Below are 24,411 nucleotides of genomic sequence, written 5' to 3' on the forward strand. Positions count from 1 at the left end.
GCCAGTTCATTCTGCGGGCAGATATAAATATATCAAAAGGCCGGAAACCCAATGGTTTCCGGCCTTTTGTCTTTCGGGGCGGGGCTTGGAAAACCCTGTGCTAGCTATCGCTTTTATGTGACAGCCAGGTTTGCAATTCCAAAACCGTTTCCTGCAATACGCTCTTGTAAACGGGCCACAGGTTCCGCGCTGTATCCCAATCGCCTTCCCGTGCTTCCTGTTCCAGATGTCTACCCATCTTATGTGCCCGGTCGGCGGCTATTTGCGAAGCCGCCCCCTGTAAGGCATGTACAAGCGTTGCAAATTCCTGTTGGTCTGTCAGGGATTTGTCTATGTCTTCTGTCTTTTCGCTGACCATGTCGGGGAATAGTGACACAAGGGTACGCATAAGTTGCTTGTCCCCGCCTGCCAATTCCAGGGCCTTTTGCGCGTCCCACAGTGGATCGTCGCTGAAATCCTTGTTTTGTGCTGTTTCGGCGGCGTTTTGTTGCGGTTGCGGTTCGGCAATGTCCAATGTGCTCATTATTTTCTTAACAAGCGCATCAATTTCAAACGGCTTTCCGACGAAACCATTCATTCCGGCATCGGTGCATTTTTCACGTTCGCTATCCAGAACGCCTGCGGTAAGGGCCAAAACAGGGATGTTGGCAAAATTCGGATCGGCGCGGATTCTTCGGGTGGCTTCAATGCCGTCCATCGTGGGCATCTGGATATCCATCAACACGATATCGAATTGTTGCTGTTTCAGGCAAGACAGGGCTTCCAGCCCATTTTCGGCAATCGTAACCGTTGCCCCAACAGACTTCAGAAGCTCTTTTGCGACCTGTTGGTTCAGATGGTTGTCTTCTGCGACCAAAATCGAAATGCCTTCAAGCGAAGCATTATCAGACTGGGCACGATGCCGTCTGGGATCTGTTTTCAGGTCACTTGTTTCATGTGCCGCAGCCAATATTGCATTTAACATTGACGACGCGGTTACGGGTTTGGTCAAAACGCGAAGCTCTGTTGTGCCTGCGTCGGCGCCGCGTTGTTCAAGATATTCACGTTGATATGCGGTGACCATAACGACTGCGGGCATTTGATCTTTGTCGACGATGCTCTCGATTGCCCGGATGGTTTCCAGTCCATCAAGTTCTGGCATTTGCCAATCAATAAACAGAACATCAAACTTTTTGTTCTGTTCCTTGCGGGTTTTGATTTTGGCGATTGCCTCGGAACCTGACAGGGCGGTTTCAACAAACATGTTCAAACCCTGCGCCATCGACATCAATGCCTTTAATGTCGGCTGATGATCATCGACAAGAAGGACGTGGTATTTCTTGAATGTCGCTGACGGTCGCTCAAGGTTACTTCCGTCAACAGTTTCCAGTGGCAGGTCAACGGTAAAGGAACTTCCCTGACCCGGTTTACTGTCGACGGAAATCGTTCCTTTCATGCGATCGACCAGCCGCTGTGTGATTGCCAATCCCAATCCGGTGCCACCATAACGTCTTACGGTGGTTTCATCGGCCTGTGTAAAGGGATCAAAAATCGTCTCAAGCTTGTCGGACGGAATGCCAATTCCGGTGTCCTGAACCGTGAACCGGATGGATTTGGGATGGTTGGCCAACTGCCCGTATCCAACCTGAAGCGTCACCGTGCCGGCATGGGTAAACTTGATCGCGTTGCTTGCCAGATTAACCAAAACCTGTTGAATGCGCTGGGCATCGCCAAGAATAATTTTGGGTAATGTCGGGTCAACATCAATGATCACCTCAATCGGTTTCTCGCTAAGTGCGACCGACATGATAGAGCCGACATTATCGATGATATCGGCAAGTTCATAAGGTTCCTGTTCGACAGATAGCTGATCGGCTTCCATTTTGGAAAAAGTCAGAATTTCGTCAATAATTCCCAAAAGGAACTTTCCCGACAACCCGATTTGGCGCACATAATCCCTTTGAATATTGCTAAGGTTCGTGCGCTGCAAAAGCTGCGAAAGCCCGGTAATTGCATTCATCGGGGTGCGAATTTCATGGCTCATATTGGCCAGGAAATCATCCTTGATCCGGGCAAGCTTTTCAGCCTTTGCTTTTTGCTCGGTCACTTTTTGGTTCAAATCGCGCAGCAATTGGTTTCTTTCCTTTGCCGCGGTAAAGCGCAGGTTGATGAACCATAAAAGTGCCGCGACAAACATCAGCAAAAGTACCGAGGCAACAGAAGTCCAGATCGAGAAGACGTTCCAATATTCCATTGCCGCCGCATAGGGGCGCGACGAAACAATGATCAAATCGCCACCAAAGACTCGCTTCGCAGCACCCAGCCGCTTGTCGCCTGTAAACAGATTGCGATAAGTCGATGCGACATATCCGGTCTTGCTTGATGCCAAAGCTTGCAGGATTTCGGCATCTGCCAGCGACGTACCGGTTCTTTCGTCCTTGGCAGGTTTTCGGGCGATCAGAAGCATGTCGTGATCAAGCAAAGTAACGTAATCATCGGGCAGAGACGCCTTTGCGATCCGGTCAATCATCAGCACCGGATCAATGACGCTTGTCGTAACCCCTAACAGAATGCCATAGGCATCTCGAACCGGTCGTGACATCGCTATTTGCCATTTGTTATCGACAAGGTTGCGTACCGGCCCTGAAAGATACCGTTGGTTCAATCCGCCCTTCAGGAAATAATCGATATAATCCCTGCCAGCCAATGTCAGGTCAGGGGCCGGGAAAGCACGTGACGAACCGATAATCTTCCCTGTGTGATCGGTAAAGCCCAGAACCCGCACGATATCCAGGGATTCTTCGGTTTGTTTCAGCAACAGGTATTTTTCACGGTCGGTATATTTATCTGACGTACCGATGATGGCCAGAGCTGACAAAGCTGTGTCAACGCCAATCATCTGTTCTTCAACCTGTTGGGAATAGCTACTCAGCATCGCTTCAAGCGATCTTAGTTCGCGTTGTTCGACTTCTTTGAATAGAACCGTATGGACATAATAATTGAACCCTGCAACCACCAGCAGGAATGTCATAAATGCAAACACGAGCGGGAACAGGCTTTGATTGCCTTTTTTCGACGTTTCCTGCTCGATATCGGTCATAGGGGCCTCATCTAAAAGACGATGTTTGCATAAAAAGGTCATGTTTTCACATATGATATCAAATCATCGGAGGATTAACGTATCACATTAAATCGGGAATTTTTTCAAACCTGTTGCGGCGGATAAATAAAATCCGCGAACGTCCTGTAAAGCGGTTTCAGATTGATGCCCTCCGTCCCGTAAACAAAGCCGGTTCTCCCAATTTTGATCGACCGCCTGTAGTAATATTAGAATTGCGATGTAAAGATGCAATCTGTAGGGCAAAAAGCATAATCGAACCAAGTGCCGCCTTTTGGTGTGCAAAGGTATTCGTGTAATTTCACCCAGCCTCCTAATCTGTTGTTTCCTGCTGTTATCGGAGTTGCCTTAATGCCTGTTTCTGAAAGCCATATTCTTGTCGTATCGCCCATTCGTCCGCGTCACATGGATGAACTGGCAGCGAAATATATTCTGCATCGCTGGGATCAGGCGGCAGACAAGGATGCATTTCTGGCAAACATCGCGGATAGGATTACCGCCCTTGTCTCGACCGCCGGGGTTGGGGTTCCATCGGATTTGATCGAAAAACTGCCAAATCTTAAGGTCATCACCAGTTTCGGGGTTGGTTATGACGCGATTGATATTGCGGCCTGCACCGCGCGGGGCATTCGTGTGTCCAATACCCCGGATGTTTTAAATGACGATGTGGCTGACACCGCGATCATGTTGTTATTGGCAACCTTGCGGAATTTGGTTGTCGGGGATCAATGGGCGCGCAGCGGCCAATGGTCGGAAAATGGTGCCATGGCGTTAACTACCTCGGCGCGGGGCAAGAAACTGGGCATTGTTGGCCTGGGCCGGATCGGACAGGCGATTGCATCACGCGCCGTGCCGATGGGGATGGAAATCGGGTATTTCGGGCGCAACCAAAAACCGGTTGACTATCATTACGACGCTGATTTGATCAAACTTGCCGATTGGGCCGATGTCTTGATGATTTCCTGTCCGGGCGGGGCTGCGACCAAGGATATGATCAATGCTGATGTCCTAAAGGCACTTGGTCGACGGGGGTATGTGGTTAATATCGCGCGCGGATCGGTCATTGATGAACCAGCCTTGATTGCGGCATTGAAGGATGGCGTGATTGCAGGGGCCGGGCTTGACGTATTTCATAACGAACCGCATATGGACCGCGGCTTTGCAAAATGTGCCAATGTTGTGCTGTATCCCCATCACGCCAGCGGCACTGTCGAAACCCGCGATGCCATGGCCCAGATGGTGGTTGATAATCTGCAAAGCTGGTTTGCCAGTGGCAAATTGATTTCATCGGTTAACTGAACAGAAGGCTGGTTTGGGTGCGTTTGACGCTGGCGTGTTTTCGCCCCAGCAGCTAGATTATCGTCATGAGCAAAAATGACCTTAAAATCCGTCTGAAGATCGAGCTGCCTGATGGCGTGCGCCTTGGCTATGGCAAGATCGATCTGCTGCGCGCGGTTAATCGGGAACAGTCGATTTCCGCCGCCGCACGATCCATGGGCATGTCCTATCGCCGGGCTTGGCTTTTGCTTGAAGAACTCAACAGCAGCTTTACAGCCCCTGTGGTCGAAACCCGCATGGGCGGATCGGGGCGTGGCGGGGCCAGCCTGACCAAGATGGGGGCAAAGATTATCGCCCTTTATGAAAATGCCGAGGCCAAGGCCGATGCGGCACTTGGTGATGTGCTTGGCAAGATCGAGGCTGAATTGGCCACCTCCGCGACCGGGGAAAAAGACAGACCTAAGGACGGGGCCTAAGTTAACGAACGAACAAACAGTTGGTTTGGCTTTACCAATCTGGAATTTGGCAAGATCACAGACCGTCCTGGCGCATATGTCCGTCGACGGTGACCGATTTGATCACGGCAAAAACATCCTGACCAATCGCCAGTTTAAGCCGTGCCGCCGACCATGCCGTGATACGGGCGTGCAGGGTCCGGGGGGGGGGCCCGTCACCATCGCCATGTCCCAGTCCTAATGTAATATCAAGCGTATCGCCGCTATTCCCGGCAATATCCATAATCCGGGTCGGCAGGATATTATTGGCACTGATCCCCGGCGGGGCTGCACGTGCGATCATTACGTCACGCGCCCGGATATGCAGGCGCACAAGGCTTCCCGATCTTTTGCCAAGAAACGGCACGACAAAACGTTGTCCTGAACATTCAAGGAAGCTGACAATGCTTTTGGGGTCACGGCTGACAACTTTGGCCGGAAGAACCGTGCCTGTATCAAACTGTCCGGCAAGCGGGCCAAGATCCGTTCGGCCCAGCATGTCAAATACCGACCCGCGGGCAAGGGTTTTGCCGTCTTCCATCACCACCATCTGGTCGGCAAGTCGGGCAACCTCATCAATCGCGTGGCTGACATAAAGGATCGGCAGGTGTTGCGTATCACGCAAATGTTCAAGATAGGGCAGGATTTCGTTTTTGCGCGCCTGATCCAGCGCCGAAAGTGGCTCATCCAAAAGCAGGATTTCCGGATTGGCCAGTAAAGCGCGGCCCAGCGATACACGTTGTTTTTCGCCACCAGATAACAGGTTTGGACGGCGCGATAACAGATCGCCAATGCCAAGCATGGCAATCACGTCATCGCAGGCGGATCGGGTCAGCGGGCTGTCGCTGCGTTTATGGCCGTAAAACAGGTTGGCTTTTACGCTTAGATGCGGGAACAGGCGTGCATCCTGAAACACATAGCCGACCCGGCGCTTGCGCGGGGCAAGGTTGATATGGCGTTCGCGGTCAAACACGGCGCGATCATGGATGACGATCCGGCCGTGATCAGGGCGAAGTAACCCGGCAATCGCATTGATGATGGTTGTCTTGCCACTGCCCGATGGGCCAAACAATGCGGTGATCCCCGGTTCGGCAATATCAAATGCGGCGTGAAGATCAAGCGCGCCGATCTTGTGGCGAATATCAATGGCGATGCTCATGCCCGTGCCCTCCGACGGATATGGCGCATGGCAAATTCAGACAGAATAAGCCCGATCAGGGCAAGCCCGATGGAAAGGGCTGCAAGTCGTGCCGCCGCCAATTCGCCGCCCGGTGTCTGGATCGCGGTATAGATCGCAAGTGGCAGGGTGCGGGTTTGGCCGGGAACGTTGGAAACGAATGTGATGATTGCGCCAAATTCGCCAAGACTGGCGGCAAAGGCGGTAATCGCCCCGGCGATGATACCGGGCAATGCAAGTGGCAGGGTTAAACTAAAGAACCGGCCGATTGGCCCGGCCCCCAATGTTTCCGCAGCATCATAAAGACCGGGATCGATATTTTCCAGCGCCAGCCGGATCGCACGCACCTGAAACGGGAAACTGACGATGGCGGCGGCCAAAGCCGCCCCTGTCCAACTGAAAATCAGACGGATATCAAAGGTTTCCATCAGCCACGCACCAAGCGGGGCGCGTGTGCCAAAACTGATCAACAACAAATACCCCATCACAACCGGCGGCAGGATCAGCGGAAGATGCACCAGCGCATCAACCAAAATCCTGCCGGGAAATCGTGTTTGCGCCAAAAGCGCACCGGCCAGAATGGCAAAGGGCAGGGCGCAGACCACCGCCACGCTTGAAATGCGCAGGCTCAGCAGAAGGGCTTCGATCTCGGCGGGGGTCAGGGTGATCATATTTGTTATTGTGTCTTTGGACTGGTTTCCGGGCGATTGAACCCATATTCGGCAAAAATCGCGCCCGCGTCATCCCCCAAAAGCCATGATAGCAATTTTACCGATGCCGGTTTGCTGCGATCTTGCGGGATTGCCATCGGATAGGTGATCGGCGGGTGGCTGTTTTCGGGGAATGTTGCGATGATTTTGACATTTTGGGCAATGGCAGCATCGGTGGCATAAACAATGCCCAGTGGTGCTTCACCGCGTTCGACAAGTGCCAATGCGGCGCGCACATTATCCGCACGTGCCAAGCGGGGTTCGACTTTGGCCCACTGTCCAAGGCTTTCCAGCGCCTGTTTGGCATAAATACCGGCGGGAACATGATCGGGGTCGCCAACGGCAATGCGGTCCTGATCACCGATCAAAGACGTTAGATCCGTCTTGTCGGCAAGGTCGATATTGGCAAGGTCGCTGTCGGCAGGGGCAATCAGGACAAGGCCGTTCGCTAAAAGGTCATAACGGCTGTTGGTTGTAATCAGGCCCTGATCGGCCAGCCATGTCATCCATTTCTGATTGGCTGAAATATAAAGATCAGCGGGCGCACCAGCTGCGATCTGACGTGCAAGTGTTGATGAACTGGCAAATGAAAGCAAAAGGGTATCCCCCGTTGCCGTGGCATAGGTCTGGGCGATTTTTGTCATCGCATCGGTCAGGCTGGCGGCGGCAAAAACGGTGATGTCTTCGGCGCGCGCGGCGGTGGTCGCGAGAAGAAACGCGATGGAAACAAGACCGGCTCGGATCATAGGGCGCATGGGAAACCTGCTTTTGGTTGCGGGGTGGGCGGGGTGATGAATTCCCGCTATATTTCACGGAATATAGCGGGTGGTCAAGCAATGCCCGGCAAAAGGCAAGGGATCAGGGGATGAGGCGGGAACCCGGATGGAATTTCCGCGGTTTTTCATGGCCTGTATCGGGGCAGGGACGCAAAAGCAAAAGGACCGGCTTTACCGGTCCTTGATGAAAATGCTGATTGATGGGTTCTGATCGTATCGTATCTGGCCTAGTTGCAGACAGACCGCAGCGGATCGTCGTCTGCCATGGCAAACCATTCTTCGATTGTGACCGGGAACCCGTTGTCATCAAGTTTGGTTTGGGCGGTGATATAGCCGCGCTGTCCGGCATTACAATCGACCAGATGGTTCAGGGCCAGTGTTTCGATCCCTTTTTTCAAAAGCAATGTCGTGACGCGTTTTTGGCCCGGATTGTTCGGGTTGGGGATGATTTTGTCGCGGTCGATTGCGGTAAAGCGATCAACCGGGGCTGAAATCAGCGTCCAGGGGGCAAAGACACTTTCATCGGCAAAGGTCTGAACGATGTTGATGCTGTCGGGCAAGCGTGCCGCATAGCGGTCAAACCAGCTGTATTCGTCCCAGATCATGTAAACGAACATGCCGATTGCTGCGACAAAGGGGATGACATATTTCGGGACCTTGCGCCCCAAAAGGCGAAACAGCAGCATCACCACACCGGCACAGGCAAAACCGATGACGACGGTCGTGAAAATAAACACATACATCCGGCGCGAATTTCCTGACTTATTATTTTGAATTTATCGGTTTGGCCGAAAATCCGTTTTCCTGATAACGGCTTAGCGCAGCACGCGACGAAGCTCAAGTTCGCCTTTCGGATCACGTTTGGCAATTTGGGCCAGAAACAATCCCGATGCTGCAATCGCATCCGAAAGCGCGTTATGCACCCGATAGGGCGGCAGGTTATGGATATGACGCTGCGATTCCAGTTTTAAGGCACCGGGTTTTATCGGTTGTCCCTGTCGGTACAGATCGCGAAGGGCCAGCACCAGCGTATCCACGGTCGGGATATGCAGTGGCGCGCCGAAATAGCGTTTGCAGGCTTGCCCTAGAAAACCAAGTTCAATCGGGGCATGATGGGCAATTAACACCCGGCCCGCCAGAATGGGCAGGATATGGGCCAGTGCAATTTCGATATCGGGTGCCTTTTCAACGTCGCTGTCAAAGATGCGATGAACGATCACCGAACTTTCGCTAAGCTCCTTTTGCGGGCGAACCAAAAGATGTTCGCAACTTGAAAAATCGACTTCCAGCTGACGAATGATGACAAACCCGATGGATACAATTTCGTCCTTTTTGGGATCAAGGCCGGTGGTTTCCAGATCAAGGGCAACGAATTCGATATTACGGATCAGCGTATCGGGATGTGTCGCCGGGATATCGTAATAGGCACGTAACGGCCCGGTTGCCCGGCGTTGAACCCATTGGCGGTAAAAGTCACTGTCGGTGATTTTCTGAAGCAGGCCCATGGTTATGTTCCGCTTTTGCCAAAGGCGCTTTCAAGCGCGGTCTGTAAATTCTTGATGACCGAAAACGCATCTTTCAGGTGCGTGCGTTCGAATGCCGAGAGGCTTTCAGGCTGAAGAAAGTTATCCGGGCGATCCCCACGCCGGATTTGGCGGACCTGATGTTTCAGGCGGGTGATGCTGATAAATTCAAAGGCATCCAAAAGGTCGGATGCCCCCTGTGTACTGATCGATGGGAAGGCCTTTGCTGCTTCCAGTCGGTCATAGGTGTTAACCGCATCAATACCATTGGCCAAGGCGTGAATGCGCGCCAGATCGACGATTGGCACCACCCCGTTATGTTTCAGATCAAGGGTACGGTCATGGTCGCCGCCCCGGATCATGACAAAGTTTTTAAAGAAGCCCAGCGGCACATGATGGGTCAGAGCATTGCCAACCATATAGGCCAGGAAAATACGGTTGCCCTTGGCTTTGGTGATGATCATGCGGTGCAGATCATCAAAGATTGCCCGCGTGCCGTGGATCGGACGCAAATCAAACCAAACCGAACACAGCATCAGGGCCTTGGGTTCGGGCTGTTCGATCCATTTGTTGAAATATTGCTGCCAGACGCGCACCGGTTGGCGCCACTGATCGATTTTCGCCATCATGTCGCCAGGACAATAGATATAGCCGACGGTATTTAAACCATCGCAGACAAAAGTGCTCAGTTCCTTGAAATAGTCGCCGTGCTGGTCGGGGTCATAGGCATCGTCAATGATCAGGCAGTTATCCTGATCCGAAAGGGCGGTCTGGTCCTGACGTCCTTGTGATCCACCGGCCATCCAGACATAGGGAACTGGCGGCGGGCCAAATTTATCCTCGGCAAGTTGCAACAGGCGCGCTGTGGCCGCATCTGAAAGCGTCGTTACGATATGGCCCGCATTGCGTGATGTGGCACCGGCCTCGATCAGGTTGGTCAGAAGTTCAGGAACCTGTGCGATGACTTTTGCCATATCGGCCGGTTGGTCCATCTTGCGGATTTTGCCGACCATATAGACGGCCGAAAGTGATTGGCGCGCCAGCAGGTTATTTGTGGTGATCATGCCAACCGGCTTGCCGTCTTTCATGACAGGCAGATGGCGGACATTGTGGCGCGTCATGGTTAGCAACGCATCAAAGGCATAATCATCTGGCCCGACAAAGGTCGGGTTCGGGGTCATGATGTTTGAAACCGGTTCGTCATAGGATCGGGCTTCGGCGACAACCCGGTTGCGAAGATCGCGGTCGGTCATGATGCCGGCAACTTCGCCCGCGCCTGCACCTTGTGTTACCAGCAGGCAGGAAACCCGCTCGCGGCACATCAGTTTTCCGGCTTCAAGGATCGATGCTCCGATATCGATGCTGACCAGGTCGCGTGCAATCAGGTCGGAAACGCGCACCGACATCAGTTTCAACTGGTCATCATCGCGCTTTTCAAGCAATTGCATGCCGCTGCGCAGGCGGGCACCACCCATCTGTTCGAAAAAATAATTAAATTGTGGATATTTGCCTGCCAGATTGTGGAATTCCTTTTCCGGCAGCAAATAGACAAGGCTGTCTTCGAGCGTGGTGATGTTGTTAGCTGCCCGGCCGGCGCGGAACATGGCGCGCACCCCGAAACATTCGCCTTCGCCAAGACGGGCCAGAAGTTGCCCATCGGGATCGCGTGTCTCGATACCGCCGGTTCGGATGATATGCAGATGCTGGCATTGCTGTTCTGGCGATAAAACCTTTGTGCCCTTGCGGAAATAGCGCGCCGTCATACGCTTTGGCAGGGCCTCGATCACGTCATCGGGCAAAAGGTCGAATGGATGATGCAGTTTCAGGAAATCGCTGATTTCTTTTAGCTCAAGACTCATGTGACCGTTCCTCCCTGTCGTAATGCATTGTTGCCCGAGATGGCGGCAAAAGAAAAGGCCCCCGGAATAACTTCCGGGGGCCTGCAACAGGTTTTTGCAAACCCGTCGACCGAAATCAGTGATCGACGGCGGCACCGGCCCCTTTCGGAACGCGGATATCTTCGACAAGACGCTGGATATGCTCCGGCGGCTCGGCGGTTACTTTCGAAACGCTGAAAGCGACGATAAAGTTCAGCATCATCCCGACAACACCGATGCCTTCTGGCGAAATGCCAAACAGCCAGTTTTCCGGAACGTTTTCGATCAGCACCGGGATAAAGATGCCTTTGTAAGACATGATATAGCCCATGGTGAAGACCAGACCGACCAGCATACCGGCGACGGCACCTTCGCGGTTAACCTTCTTGGAGAAGATCCCCATGATGATAACCGGGAACAGGGACGCAGCGGCAAGACCAAAGGCAAAGGCCACCACCTGTGCCACAAAGCCCGGCGGGTTGTACCCCAGATAACCTGCAATCAGGATAGCGACAGCAGCACCAATACGGCCAGCCATCAGTTCCTGTTTTTCGGTCATATTCGGGGTAAAGGTGCCTTTCAAAAGGTCATGCGATACGCTTGAGGAAATCACAAGCAACAGACCGGCTGCCGTTGACAGGGCGGCGGCAATACCACCGGCTGCGACAAGGGCGATCACCCAGTTCGGAAGCTGTGCGATTTCCGGGTTGGCCAGAACCATGATATCCCGGTCAACACTCAGTTCGTTACCGGCCCAGCCATATTCGGCGGCTTTGGCGGCAAAGTCAGCATTGGCGTCGTTATAGTATTGGATGCGGCCGTCACCGTTCTTGTCTTCGTATTTTAGAAGACCAGTGCTTTCCCAGCGTTCCATCCAATCCGGACGATCTTCGAATTTAAGGTTGCCTTCCGGGTCACCAACGGCACCGATTTGCACGGTTTCGGTCAGATTAAGACGGGCCATCGCGCCAACTGCCGGGGCAGTGGTGTAAAGCAATGCGATAAAGACCAGTGCCCAACCCGCCGAAGAACGTGCATCACGAACTTTCGGGACGGTGAAGAAGCGAACGATAACGTGCGGAAGACCCGCCGTACCAACCATCAGGGCAAGCGTAATCGCAAAGATGTCGATCGTTGACTTGTTGGTTGTCGTATATTCAAGGAAGCCCAGTTCCGTCACGATATGGTTAAGGCGATCCAGCATGAATTCGCCGGTGCCATTAACCGTGGAACCAAATGCCAGCTGTGGAATAGGATTGCCGGTCAGCTGGAAGGCGATGAAGATTGCCGGAATGGTGTAGGCAACGATCAGCACGCAATACTGTGCAACCTGAGTATAGGTAACGCCCTTCATGCCGCCAAGAACGGCATAGATAAAGACGATGCCCATGCCGACAGCCAAACCAGTCAGAAGTTCGACTTCAAGGAAGCGCGAGAATACGATACCAACGCCGCGCATTTGACCCGCGACATAGGTAAAGGAAATAAAGATCAGGCAGATTACAGCGACAATACGTGCTGTTCTGGAATAGTAACGATCCCCGATGAATTCCGGCACAGTGAATTTGCCGTATTTACGAAGATACGGTGCCAGAAGCATCGCCAGCAGGCAGTAGCCGCCGGTCCAGCCCATCAGGTAAACCGAGCCGCCATAGCCAAGGAAGGCAATCAGGCCAGCCATTGAAATAAAGGATGCGGCAGACATCCAGTCTGCTGCGGTCGCCATGCCATTGATGACGGGATTAACGCCCTTGCCAGCGACATAGAATTCGCCGGTGGTGCTTGCCTTGGCCCAGATTGCGATGCCGATATACAGCGCAAAGCTAAGGCCGACGGCGATATAGGTAAGGGTAGTAAGATCCATCTTGTTTGTCTCCCCGGATCCAAAACTTTCGCGGACGTTAGTCGTCGTCTTCGCGAACGCCGAATTCACGATCCAATTTGTTCATCTTGGCTACATAGACAAAAATCAACGCAACAAAGACGTAAATAGATCCTTGTTGAGCAAACCAGAATCCGAGCTCAAAGCCCGCAAATTCGATGCTGTTGAGGGCATCGACAAACAAGATGCCAAAACCGTAGGAAACAACGAACCAAATGACCAACAGCGTGGCCACCAGCTTGACGTTTCGCTTCCAGTAGGCTGCGCTTTGTTCATCCATCGCGCGTCTCCTTCCTAGAATTTGAGAACTTCCCCTGCCGACCGGTTTTATTGAGTTCTTTTTGGCGCCGGTCTGCCTGCATTTGATGCAATGATGGTGTAATTCCAGACATTGCCTACATGCTCGATAACAGCTTTCCGAACGCGCCAGAAGATAATCATTAGTCGTATATATTCGTGTTGAAACGATCATCAAGGTGCTGGAATATTGGAAAAATACCATGAAATCAGCCGTTTTTAGTGCTTGCTTTGGCGGCGCATCACACAGGCCCTGGCGGGGGTGCGCGGCACGTGCAAAGGGGCGTTTATTGCGTATCCGGGGTTGTTTTTAGGGGGCGCGGGCCAAATTTTATCGATATTTCAGGCCGCGTCGTTTTTTCCATGACACATTCTTGAATGCACGGCGTTGTTTGTCACGGATGGGGGGTGTCTGGCGTTGTTTGTCATTGTTTGTCCGGGGCCGGTCGGTTACAAACGGGCAAAGCTTTCGGATGGTCGCGCGGCGACGATCCATATGTCCCGGGACGCTCCGGGATGTCTCACATTTTGGATGGGGAATTTAATGGCATCCTACCAGTATATTTACGTCATGAAGGACCTGACCAAAGTCCTTCCGGGTGGTCGTGAACTTTTCAAGGGCATCACACTTTCCTTCCTGCCGGGTGTCAAAATCGGTGTTCTGGGGAACAACGGTGCAGGTAAATCGACGCTGCTTAAAATCATGGGTGGCATCGAAAAGGAATACACCGGTGAAGCATGGCCGGCCGAAGGTGTTCGGGTTGGCTATCTTGAACAGGAACCGCATCTTAACCCGGATAAGGATGTGCTTGGTAACGTGATGGAAGGCTGCGGTCAGATTGTTGACGATCTGGCGCGGTTTAACGAAATCAGCATGGCCTTCGCCGAGCCGATGACCGATGACGAGATGAACAATCTTCTCACCGAGCAGGGCGAATTGCAGGAACGCATTGATGCGGCCAATGGCTGGGATCTGGAGCGGACGCTCGATATTGCCATGGACGCCCTGCGTTGCCCGCCAAAAGATTCCGACGTCACCAAGCTTTCGGGTGGTGAACGCCGCCGTGTCGCGCTGTGCCGTCTGTTGCTGGCCAAGCCTGATATGCTGCTGCTTGACGAACCGACCAACCATCTGGATGCGGAATCGGTTGCATGGCTTGAACGCCATCTTGAAGATTACGAAGGCACTGTTGTGCTGGTCACGCACGATCGTTACTTCCTTGATAATGTCACCGGCTGGATCCTTGAACTTGATCGCGGACAGGGCATTCCATACGAGGGTAACTATTCGTCCTGGCTTGAACAGAAACAGAAACGTCTTGCGCAGGAATCTCGTCAGGAAGGTGGTCGTCAGAAACAGCTGGCCACCGAACTTGACTGGATCCGTCAGAACCCCAAAGGCCGTCAGGCAAAATCCAAGGCCCGTATCCGTGCCTATGATGATCTTGTCGCCGAAGCAGCCAATGCGGTTCCCGATTCAACCAAGATCGTTATTCCGATTGGCGAACGCCTTGGTAATGAAGTCATCACCGCCGAAGGCCTGACCAAGGCATTTGGGGATAAGCTTCTGTTTGATGATTTGCATTTCCGCCTGCCACCGGGTGGGATCGTTGGGGTGATCGGGCCGAACGGTGCGGGTAAAACCACGCTGTTCCAGATGTTGACCGGTAACGACACCCCGGATTCCGGGACGCTTAAAATCGGTGAAACCGTCAAGATGGGCTATGTCGATCAGTCGCGTGATGCGCTTGATCCGAACAAGACCGTTTGGCAAGAAGTTTCCGATGGTCTGGACGAGATCCTGTTGGGCAAACGGCCGATGAACTCGCGGGCCTATGTGTCGCAATTCGCCTTTAAAGGTGCGGATCAGCAGAAAAAAGTTGGTCAGTTGTCCGGTGGTGAACGGAACCGTGTTCATCTTGCCAAGATGCTAAAATCCGGCAGCAACGTTCTGCTGCTCGATGAACCGACCAACGATCTTGACGTTGATACCTTGCGTGCCCTCGAAGAGGCGTTATTGGAATTTGCCGGTTGTGCTGTGGTTATTTCGCATGATCGCTTCTTCCTTGACCGTATCGCGACCCATATTCTGGCCTATGAGGGCAATTCGCATGTCGAATGGTTCGAAGGCAACTATCAGGAATACGAAGCGGATTACAAACGCCGCTTTGGCGATGCGGCGGACCGTCCGCATCGCATCAAATACAAGCCGCTGACCCGCGGTTGATCATTCAAGGTCGCCCGGTGGGCGGCCTTTTTTCTTGGGCGGCATGATGTTGATGTTCGCCCATAAAAAAAGCCACCGGCGATTTGCAGGTGGCTTTTTTATTGCGTCGGGACCGACAGATTATTTTCCGGTCTTCTCGTGAAGTGCCTTGGTCAAAGCGGCAACCTTGCCACCATTCTGCTGGATCACGGTGGTGAATTCGTCGCGCTGGGTGATGCCCATGCTCAGACCTTCGACGGTGACGTCAATGATCTTGTACTTATCGCCAAATTCGCGAAGCCGCCAGATGATCGTGACTGGTGGTCCGTCCGGACGGACGAACTGAGAATTGACGAAGGTGTCTTTTTTCTGCTGGCTTTCATCGCCAACAACGAATTGCTCGCCATTGAAGCTTTTGAACTGGCTGGCATAATTAAGCGCCAGATATTCCTGCAAAAGAGAAGCGAATTCGTTCAGTTCATCTTCCGAGATCGAGCGCCAGTAACGCCCCAGCACGAAACGTGAAATAACATCCATCGCAAAATAACGATCCATCAACGCGACAAAATTCTGTCGGCGGATATCGTCACTAAGCGTTTCATCTGTCAGACCGGCAATTGCATCGCTGGCAAGAGTATGGATGACATTAATTGCGTTGTTCTCAGCCGCAACTTCAACGACCGAAGTGGGCGCCTGAAGCGGGCTTTCGCCTGCAAAGGCAGGACCGGCGACAAGGCCGGTCGTGCCAATGATCGCTGCTGCTAAGGCAGAAGCCGTAAATTTGCTCTTCATTTTCGAACGAACCATTATTCTGCTGCTGCTTCGACCGCATCGTCAAAATCGAAAGACGCACTTTCGTCTTCGACATCAGGTGCAGTTGGTGCGGCACCGTTGCGAATGACAGCATTACGCTGCTGACGATACAGGCTACGCAATGCAGCGTAATAGTCAATCGAGGTCTGTTCGAGTTCGTTGAGCTGGTTCAGGGCGCGATAGCGCGCATCAAGCGCTGTAACCCCCAAAGAGCCAAGATAAAGATTATCTACGGTGTCGCTGTTTTTACCTGCCCAAGTCAGCGGGTTCATGACGTAGTCGGCAGCGATGCCGGCCGAGTCACGCAGGTTCGACGGACCTAGCAATGGAAGGACGATATAAGGACCGCCACCAATGCCGTAATGGCCAAGCGTTTGACCGAAATCTTCGCTGTGATAGGGGATGCCGAAATCCGCAGCCACATCGTTAAAGCCAAGGAATCCGATGGTGCTGTTCATGATGAAACGCTGTGCAGATGCAGCGGCCTGTTCCGGCTCACCCTGAAACAGCGAGTTCAGTGCGTTTATCGGTTCGCCGATATTACGCACAAAGCTGCTTACAGCGGTTTTGACTTCTTCCGGGGCAATATCGCGGTACCACATGGCAGCCGGATAAAGGATCATAAAATCAACGGCCCCATTGACACCATGAACGATCCGGTTGACCGGTTCGATCGGGTCGTAATCACTCATGTCCTGTGCTGGCTGGGTGGATGCGCATGCGGTTAGCATGGACAAAGAAGCACCAGCGCACAGCGAAAGCAAAGTTCGAAGGTTCATTATTTTTTGCCAAACGATTTTCGATACAAACTTTCCCCGACCCGTGACGTTCTTGGAATCGGGATTCCAAAACAATACCACCCTGCTGCCCGCTAAGAAAACAGAACATAGCACTGCACACGCCTCAGATATCCATCTGGGTAGCATAGGCAAAGTTTAAACGCCAGCACACAAAATTGCGAGCCCGATCAATGGGATTTGGCGTGTGGCTTTTTTGCACTACCCCTTTTGGATGGGTAATTAGGTCTTGATTAAATATAAACATATCTTTATGTCTTTTCGTAGATTGGCGGAGGCACTGATATGGAACAGGTTCTTGCAAGGTTGCGCGCAGCGGCAGAGGCGACACGGCTTCGTCTGCTGGCGATTTGTGCCGAATGTGAACTGACTGTCAGTGAGATCACCCAGATCATCGGACAGAGTCAGCCACGCGTTTCACGCCATCTGAAATTGCTGTGTGAAGCCGGTTTGCTTGTTCGATTCCGCGAAGGCACATGGGTGTTTTATCGGACTCCGAATACCGGCCCCGGTGCGGAACTGGTGCAGCCGGTTTTGCGGCTTTTACCCCAAGATGACGAAACCCTTGCCCTTGACCACGCCCGCCTTGAACAGGTGAAGGCACAGCGCGAACAGATTGCGACCGAATATTTCCGCGCCAATGCCGATGACTGGGATCGTATCCGGTCCCTTCACGTTGACGAAACGGTGGTTGAACAGGCGCTGGTTGATACGATTGGCGATCTTTCCGGCGGACGTATCCTTGATATCGGCACCGGCACCGGCCGTGTTTTGGAACTGCTGGGGAAAACCGCCGAAGAAGGCGTTGGTGTTGATATGTCGCGCGAAATGCTGGCCGTCGCACGTGCGCGCTTGCAACGTGCTGATCTGTCAAACTGTCTGGTGCGACAGGCCGATATGTATCAATTGCCCTATCCGGCCGGGATGTTTGATGTCGTGACCCTGCATCAGGTTTTGCATTATGCCGAACGCCCCGAAGCGGCCATTGCCGAGGCTGCCCGTGTGCTGGCGCCCAATGGCCGGTTGCTGGTCGTTGATTTTGCCGCCCATGACCGCGAAGAATTGCGTGAAGAACACGCTCATCGCCGCCTTGGGTTCGATGATGGGGCGATCCATACGTGGTTTCGCGCATGTGAACTTGAACCTTGCGATGTCATAAGCCTGCCGGGCAAACCGTTAACGGTACGAATCTGGTCGGCATATGCATCCGCACAGGCGCAAAAGCCGGTTGCGGCAAACAGAAATAACCAGGCGGCCGAGTAATTACGACGGCCATCTGATGTGACGATATGAATGATACGTAACGAACCGTTCCGCTGGAACGACAAGACAGGATCAAAAAAATGACGGTTCATAACGACCAGACACCCCGCAGTACTTCCGATGACGGATTACGGGTTTCGTTCGAATTTTTCCCGCCGAAAACGGAGAAAATGGAAGAAACCATGTGGCGTTCGATCCATCGTCTGGCGCCGTTAAGCCCGTCTTTTGTGTCGGTGACCTATGGGGCAGGCGGATCAACCCGTGACCGCACGCACAGCAGCGTCACCCGCATTCAGGGCGAAACCGGCATTCCGGCGGCCGCCCATCTGACCTGTGTTGGCCACACCAAGGAAGAAATCGAAACCATCGCGCGCAAATATTGGGACGAAGGCATTCGATCCATTGTTGCCCTGCGCGGTGATTTGCCCGATGCCGGTGATAAATATGTCCCGACCCCGGGCGGCTATCCCTATGCGGTGGATCTGGTCGAAGGCCTGAAACGGATTGCTGATTTTGATATTTCGGTTTCGGCCTATCCGGAAACCCATCCCGATGCGCCCAATGCCGATTTTGAAATCGATTATCTGAAACACAAGATCGATGCTGGTGCGAACCGTGCGATTACGCAGTTTTTCTTTGATAATGATGTGTTCCTTCGGTTCCGCGATAAATGCGTTGCCGCCGGGATCACCGCCCCGATCGTGCCGGGTATCTTGCCGGTAACCAATTTCGGATCGCTTTTGAAATTTGCCAATATGTGCGGCGCATCGGTGCCCAAGCGTTGGCACTGGCGTTTTGAAGGTCTTGACGAAGATCCGGAAACGCGCCGCATGGTTGCTTTTCACGAAGCGATTTCTCAAGTTGAAGGTTTGATGAAGGAAGGCGTGACCGACTTTCACTTCTATACTCTCAACCGTGCCGAACTAACTTATGCCATTTGTCATGCGCTGGGTATTCGCGGGACTGCAAAGGCAGCAGCCTAAGCATTGCCCAACCGACCTCGCATGAATGAAACGACTGGATGATGATGATGAATGATCGCAAGGAACGCATTGCCCTGCTGCGCAAACGGGCCGAGACTAAAATCCTGATCCTTGATGGTGCCATGGGCACGATGATCCAGCGCCACAGGCTAAGCGAAGAAGATTATCGCGGGGAACGCTTTGCCGACTGGAAACAGGACGTAAAGGGCAATAACGATCTTTTGTCATTGACCCAGCCTGACATCATCAAAGGTATCCATCTGGAATATATCGCGGCGGGTGCAGATTTGCAGGGGACGAATACGTTCAGTGCGACAACCATCGCCCAGGCTGATTACGGTATGGAAAGTCTGGCCTACGAGATCAATTTCGAAAGTGCCAAAATCGCGCGTGCGGCCTGTGACGAATGGGAAGCCGCCCATCCCGGTGATGTGCGCTTTGTGAATGGTGCCGTTGGTCCGACCAACCGTACCGCATCCATTTCACCCGATGTGAATAATCCCGGTTTCCGCGGGGTTAATTTTGATCAACTACGCGAAGCTTATAAAGAAGCGGTCAATGGTTTGCTTGACGGTGGGGCAGATACGCTTTTGGTCGAAACCATTTTCGATACGCTGAACGCCAAGGCCGCTTTGTTTGCAATTGACGAAGTGCTTGAAGAACGCGGCGAAGATGTGCCGGTCATGATTTCGGGCACGATTACCGATGCATCGGGCCGGACCCTTTCGGGGCAGACGACCGAGGCATTTTATAATTCGGTTCGCCATGCCAAGCCGTTTTCAATCGGCCTTAACTGTGCGCTTGGTGCGGCACAGTTGCGTCCCTATGTACAGGAATTGTCGCGGATTGCCGAATGCCGGGTTTCGGTTTATCCCAATGCGGGCCTGCCGAATGAGTTCGGTGAATATGATCAGTCAGATGCCGAAATGGCGGAACTGGTCAAAGAATGGGCTGATACGGGGATGGTTAATCTGCTGGGCGGGTGCTGTGGCACAACGCCGCCCCATATCAAGGCAATTGCCGATGCGGTGGCCAAGTCCGCCCCGCGTAAATTGCCCAAGATTGAACCGAAAATGCGCCTTTCGGGCCTCGAGCCTTTTAACGCCGCCTGATGTTGATACGCAAAAAAGAGATCGAACAAAGCCATGAGTGACATTGCCAGATTTATCAATATCGGCGAACGTACGAACGTCGCAGGATCGATCAAGTTCAAAAACCTGATCGTTGACGAAAACTATGATGCGGCGCTTGAAGTGGCCCGCCAGCAGGTCGAAAACGGCGCACAGATCATCGACATCAACATGGATGATGCGATGCTTGATGCCGAAACGGCGATGGTTAAATTCGTCAATCTTTTGGCCGCCGAACCCGATATCGCGCGTGTGCCGATCATGATCGACAGTTCCAAATGGAACGTGATCGAAGCTGGCTTGAAATGCCTTCAGGGCAAAGGCATCGTCAATTCGATCAGTCTGAAAGAAGGCGAAGAGCCGTTTATCAAGCAGGCGCGTCTTTTGCGCCGTTATGGTGCGGCGGTCGTCGTCATGGCCTTTGATGAAAAAGGTCAGGCCGATACGGTTGATCGTAAGATCGATATTTGCGAACGCAGCTATCGTGTGCTGGTCGACAAAGTTGGCTTTCCACCCGAAGACATTATTTTCGATCCGAACATCTTTGCCGTCGCCACAGGGATCGAGGAGCACGACAATTACGCCGTCGATTTCATCGAAGCCTGCAAACTGATCAAGGCGCGTTTGCCCTATGCCAAGATTTCCGGCGGGGTTTCAAACGTTTCCTTCTCATTCCGGGGGAATAACCCAGTCCGCGAAGCCATGCATTCCGTATTCCTGTATTATGCAACACAGGCCGGTATGGACATGGGGATCGTTAATGCCGGTCAGCTGGTGGTTTACGAACAAATTCCGCCAGAACTGCGCGAACGGGTTGAGGATGTCATCCTGAACCGTCGTTCCGATGCGACAGACCGTTTGCTGGAAGTTGCTGAAAAATATCGCGGCACCGGCGGCCCGGAAAAGAAAGCCGATCTGGAATGGCGTAAAAAGCCGGTTAACGAACGTCTGGCCCATGCGCTGGTCAATGGCATTGCCGAATTCGTCGAAGAAGACACCGAAGAAGCCCGTTTGCAGGCCGACAAACCCCTTCACGTGATTGAAGGGCCGTTGATGGACGGTATGAATGTCGTCGGTGACCTGTTTGGCGAGGGCAAGATGTTCCTGCCACAGGTGGTAAAATCAGCCCGTGTGATGAAAAAGGCCGTTGCCTATTTGATCCCGTACATCGAAGAAGAAAAAAACGGTGTGCGTGAAACCAATGGTAAAATCCTGTTGGCGACGGTTAAGGGCGACGTTCATGACATCGGCAAGAACATCGTCGGCGTGGTTCTGCAATGTAACAATTTCGAGGTTCTCGATCTTGGCGTGATGGTTCCGACCCAAAAGATCATTGAAACCGCCAAGGCCGAAAAGGTCGATATGATCGGGCTTTCGGGCCTGATCACGCCGTCGCTTGAAGAAATGACCTATGTCGCGGCCGAAATGGAACGCGAAGGCCTTGATATTCCACTTTTGATTGGTGGCGCGACGACGTCAAAGGTTCATACGGCGGTCAAGATTGCACCGAATTATAACAAATCCGTGGTTTACGTGATTGATGCATCGCGTGCGGTGGGGGTCGCCAGTAAACTGGTTTCCGAAACCCACCGGCACCAGTTCGTCACAGACCTTCGGGCTGAATATATCGCGATGGCCGAAAAGCACGCCGCCCAGCAATTGCAGAAAAAGCGATTTGCAATTGGCGATGCGCGCGCCAACAAGGTCCAGCTTGACTGGGATGCCTATGATATTCCCGCCCCGAAAAAGCCCGGCATCACTCGGTTTGAAACCTTTGATCTGGCGGATCTGGTTGAACGGTTTGACTGGAAACCATTTTTCGAGACATGGGAACTGCATGGCCGTTTCCCCGATATCCTGAGCGATGAAAAAGTCGGCGAAACAGCACGTGGTCTTTTTGAAGATGCCAAGGCGATGCTCAAACGCATTGTCGATGAAAAATGGTTCAAGCCACGTGCGGTTGTTGGGATTTGGCCGGCCAATTCGGTTGGCGATGATATCGAAGTCACCCCGGCACCGGATCAGAACGAACCCGTGATGGTTCATACGTTGCGTCAACAGATGTTCCGTGAAAACAACAAGCGTCCAAATCGGGCCTTGGCCGATTACATCGCGCCCAAAGAATCCGGCAAGACCGATTATATCGGTGCCTTTGTCGTTACCGCCGGGCCGCAAGTCGAAGAAATCGCCAAAAAGTTTGAAGCCGATCACGATGATTACAACGCCATTCTGGTGAAAGCACTGGGTGACCGTTTCGCCGAGGCCTTTGCCGAACGTATGCATGAAAAGGTCCGCAAGGAACTTTGGGGCTATGCGGCGGATGAAAGCCTGCCCAATGCCGAATTGATTGCCGAAGGTTATCGCGGTATTCGCCCGGCACCGGGGTATCCGGCCTGCCCGGAACACACTGAAAAACGCACGCTGTGGCAATTGCTGGATGCGGATAACAATGTCGGTGTCAAACTGACCGAAAGCTGTGCTATGACCCCGGCATCTTCGGTTAGCGGCTTCTATTTTGCCCATCCCGAAGCCAAATATTTCGGCCTTGGCAAGATCGAACGTGATCAGGTCGAAAGCTATGCCGAACGTAAAGGTATGACAATGGCCGAGGCTGAACGCTGGTTGGCGCCGAACCTGAATTACGATCCGCGCCGCGCGTGATCTGATCTGACCTTAAACAAAAAGCCCCGCAGGTATTTTCCTGCGGGGCTTTTTTCGATGTCATTTTCCCCGGCGGTTATGCCTGATGGGTTGTGTGGAAGAACTTGCCGCGCTCGGTAATGCCGATAATCGCAATCGCCAGGATCGCCAACACCAGATAGCCGCCAACCAGCGGGATAACCGTGCCGTTAAATTGCTGGCCGATAATACCGCCTGCAACGACACCAATCAGTGTGCTGTAAACCCCGATCACCGACGATGCCGTACCGGCAATTCGCCCGACCGGTTCCATCGCCAGCGAATTGAAATTCGGCATGGTCATGGAAAAACAAAACAGCGTGATCGTTAAACCGACGCCAAAGACCGGAAGCGGCGGCGCACCGTCAAACGCCCATGCAATGCACAGGTTGATCAGGCTGCTGATGGCCATGACAACGAGTCCGCCCTGCGAAAGCTTGTGCATGCCGATCTTGCGGACAAGATGCGCATTGACAAAGGATGACACGCTCATACAGGCGGCAATCATCCCGAACACCAGCGGGAACCACACGCCAAGCCCGTAAACCTCGGTTTCGAAAATCTGCTGTGCCGATCCGATATAGGCCATCAAGCAGGCAAACATCAGGCCCATCGCGGTTGAATAACCCAATGTCTGGCGGGTTGTGATGGTGGTTTTGATATCGCGTGCAATGCGTTTGAGCGACAGTTTATGCCGATATTCCGGATGCAGGGTTTCGGGCATCCGCAGATAGAACCAAACCGCAATGGCAATTGCCAGGACCAGTGTGCTGACAAAAATCATATGCCAGTTGGCCAGCGCCAAAATCAGGCTGCCTGATGCCGGGGCAAAAACCGGCAGGATGATGAACACCATCATGACAAATGACATAACGCGTGCCATTTCGCGGCCTTCAAAACAATCACGTGTGATCGCAATGGTCAAAACGCGCGGGGCGGCGGCACCCAAACCTTGAACAAAACGGGCGATCAAAAGATGTTCATAACTATCGGCGAAAACCGCCATGATGGTGCCAATGGCATAGATCGACAGGCCCAGCATCAAAATAGGTTTGCGGCCAAAACTGTCGGCCAGCGGACCATAAACGATCTGCATCAGTGCAAAAGCGATCATGAAAACATAGATCAACAATTGCATGCGATTGCCGTCTTGGATGCCGTAATCAGCCGCAATCGGACCAAATGCAGGTAAAAGGTTGTCGATGGAAAGCGCGACCAGACCAATGGTAATGGCCATCAATACAACGAATTCGGTAAAACCCGGAAGCGGACGGGCGATGGTGGCGCCCGATTGTTGACGTTCAGTCATTTATCGGTGGTCCTGAAAAAAGGATTATTGTCATTTTGGTAAGCCCGGCAAGGTCTTGGACCGTAACTGGTTTTGACAATGCGTTATTTTCTGTTCGAAGATCAATGATGGTTTTTTGAA

At 52.8% G+C, this 24,411-nt stretch carries 19 protein-coding genes; 7 read left to right on the plus strand and 12 right to left on the minus strand.

The features are described 5' to 3' along the window. Positions 1–100 precede the first annotated feature (100 nt). Complete coding sequence (locus tag TALK_RS03710; RefSeq protein WP_169714934.1) at positions 101–3,079, minus strand: hybrid sensor histidine kinase/response regulator; 2,979 nt, start codon at positions 3,077–3,079, stop codon at positions 101–103. Between the two features lie 369 nt (positions 3,080–3,448). On the opposite strand from TALK_RS03710, the gene TALK_RS03715 reads away from it, so the two are divergent. Beyond that, entirely contained in the window at positions 3,449–4,396 is a 948-nt protein-coding gene (locus TALK_RS03715) for a 2-hydroxyacid dehydrogenase (protein ID WP_085616013.1), read from the plus strand. Between the two features lie 65 nt (positions 4,397–4,461). Continuing rightward, positions 4,462–4,851 (plus strand): winged helix-turn-helix domain-containing protein, encoded by a 390-nt coding sequence (locus tag TALK_RS03720; RefSeq protein ID WP_085616015.1) that lies wholly within the window; start codon positions 4,462–4,464, stop codon positions 4,849–4,851. A 55-nt stretch (positions 4,852–4,906) separates the two neighbouring features. Here the strand turns inward: TALK_RS03720 and modC are convergent, their stop codons facing one another. The 8 genes from modC to TALK_RS03760 form a co-directional block, all read right to left on the minus strand. Next, complete coding sequence (gene modC / locus TALK_RS03725; RefSeq protein ID WP_085616017.1) at positions 4,907–6,028, minus strand: molybdenum ABC transporter ATP-binding protein; 1,122 nt, start codon at positions 6,026–6,028, stop codon at positions 4,907–4,909. Beyond that, on the minus strand, positions 6,025–6,717 hold the full coding sequence (modB, locus tag TALK_RS03730) for a molybdate ABC transporter permease subunit (protein WP_085616019.1): 693 nt from the start codon (positions 6,715–6,717) through the stop codon (positions 6,025–6,027). Before modB ends, modC begins: the two co-directional genes overlap by 4 nt. Positions 6,718–6,722: 5 nt before the next feature. Further along, positions 6,723–7,511, minus strand: a complete 789-nt coding sequence (gene modA, locus TALK_RS03735; RefSeq protein ID WP_085616021.1) for a molybdate ABC transporter substrate-binding protein — start codon at positions 7,509–7,511, stop codon at positions 6,723–6,725. A gap of 248 nt (positions 7,512–7,759) precedes the next feature. Further along, positions 7,760–8,275 carry a hypothetical protein gene (locus tag TALK_RS03740; protein WP_085616023.1) on the minus strand — a complete coding sequence of 172 codons (516 nt, stop codon included), beginning with the start codon at positions 8,273–8,275 and terminating at the stop codon, positions 7,760–7,762. Between the two features lie 72 nt (positions 8,276–8,347). Continuing rightward, positions 8,348–9,037, minus strand: coding sequence for an exonuclease domain-containing protein (locus tag TALK_RS03745; RefSeq protein ID WP_085616025.1), 690 nt, complete (start codon positions 9,035–9,037; stop codon positions 8,348–8,350). Between the two features lie 2 nt (positions 9,038–9,039). Beyond that, positions 9,040–10,914 carry a putative nucleotidyltransferase substrate binding domain-containing protein gene (locus tag TALK_RS03750; protein ID WP_085616027.1) on the minus strand — a complete coding sequence of 625 codons (1,875 nt, stop codon included), beginning with the start codon at positions 10,912–10,914 and terminating at the stop codon, positions 9,040–9,042. A gap of 115 nt (positions 10,915–11,029) precedes the next feature. Beyond that, positions 11,030–12,796, minus strand: coding sequence for a sodium:solute symporter family protein (locus tag TALK_RS03755; RefSeq protein WP_085616029.1), 1,767 nt, complete (start codon positions 12,794–12,796; stop codon positions 11,030–11,032). A gap of 37 nt (positions 12,797–12,833) precedes the next feature. Next, positions 12,834–13,094, minus strand: coding sequence for a DUF4212 domain-containing protein (locus TALK_RS03760; RefSeq protein ID WP_085616031.1), 261 nt, complete (start codon positions 13,092–13,094; stop codon positions 12,834–12,836). Positions 13,095–13,655: 561 nt separating this feature from the next. On the opposite strand from TALK_RS03760, the gene ettA reads away from it, so the two are divergent. Continuing rightward, a complete protein-coding gene (gene ettA / locus TALK_RS03765) occupies positions 13,656–15,338 on the plus strand; it encodes an energy-dependent translational throttle protein EttA (protein WP_085616033.1) in 1,683 nt (560 codons plus the stop codon). 120 nt (positions 15,339–15,458) lie between these two features. Here ettA and TALK_RS03770 read toward each other — a convergent pair whose 3' ends face one another. Beyond that, on the minus strand, positions 15,459–16,109 hold the full coding sequence (locus tag TALK_RS03770) for an MlaC/ttg2D family ABC transporter substrate-binding protein (RefSeq protein WP_245829650.1): 651 nt from the start codon (positions 16,107–16,109) through the stop codon (positions 15,459–15,461). A gap of 14 nt (positions 16,110–16,123) precedes the next feature. Then, positions 16,124–16,909: an MlaA family lipoprotein gene (locus tag TALK_RS03775; protein ID WP_245829651.1), complete on the minus strand. Its 786-nt coding sequence runs from the start codon at positions 16,907–16,909 to the stop codon at positions 16,124–16,126. A gap of 303 nt (positions 16,910–17,212) precedes the next feature. Between TALK_RS03775 and TALK_RS03780 the strand changes: the two genes are divergently transcribed. The 4 genes from TALK_RS03780 (at position 17,213) to metH (ending at position 22,964) form a co-directional block, all read left to right on the plus strand. Beyond that, a complete protein-coding gene (locus tag TALK_RS03780; protein WP_085616039.1) occupies positions 17,213–18,190 on the plus strand; it encodes an ArsR/SmtB family transcription factor in 978 nt (325 codons plus the stop codon). An 80-nt stretch (positions 18,191–18,270) separates the two neighbouring features. Then, on the plus strand, positions 18,271–19,173 hold the full coding sequence (gene metF / locus TALK_RS03785) for a methylenetetrahydrofolate reductase (RefSeq protein ID WP_085616040.1): 903 nt from the start codon (positions 18,271–18,273) through the stop codon (positions 19,171–19,173). Between the two features lie 38 nt (positions 19,174–19,211). Beyond that, positions 19,212–20,285 carry a homocysteine S-methyltransferase family protein gene (locus tag TALK_RS03790; protein WP_169714935.1) on the plus strand — a complete coding sequence of 358 codons (1,074 nt, stop codon included), beginning with the start codon at positions 19,212–19,214 and terminating at the stop codon, positions 20,283–20,285. Between the two features lie 33 nt (positions 20,286–20,318). Further along, positions 20,319–22,964 (plus strand): methionine synthase, encoded by a 2,646-nt coding sequence (gene metH, locus TALK_RS03795; protein ID WP_085616042.1) that lies wholly within the window; start codon positions 20,319–20,321, stop codon positions 22,962–22,964. Between the two features lie 76 nt (positions 22,965–23,040). On the opposite strand, the gene TALK_RS03800 is transcribed toward metH, so the two are convergent. Beyond that, positions 23,041–24,291 carry a multidrug effflux MFS transporter gene (locus tag TALK_RS03800; protein WP_085616044.1) on the minus strand — a complete coding sequence of 417 codons (1,251 nt, stop codon included), beginning with the start codon at positions 24,289–24,291 and terminating at the stop codon, positions 23,041–23,043. Positions 24,292–24,411 lie beyond the last annotated feature (120 nt).

Source organism: Thalassospira alkalitolerans (assembly GCF_002115745.1).
Taxonomy (GTDB): Bacteria; Pseudomonadota; Alphaproteobacteria; order Rhodospirillales; family Thalassospiraceae; genus Thalassospira; species Thalassospira alkalitolerans.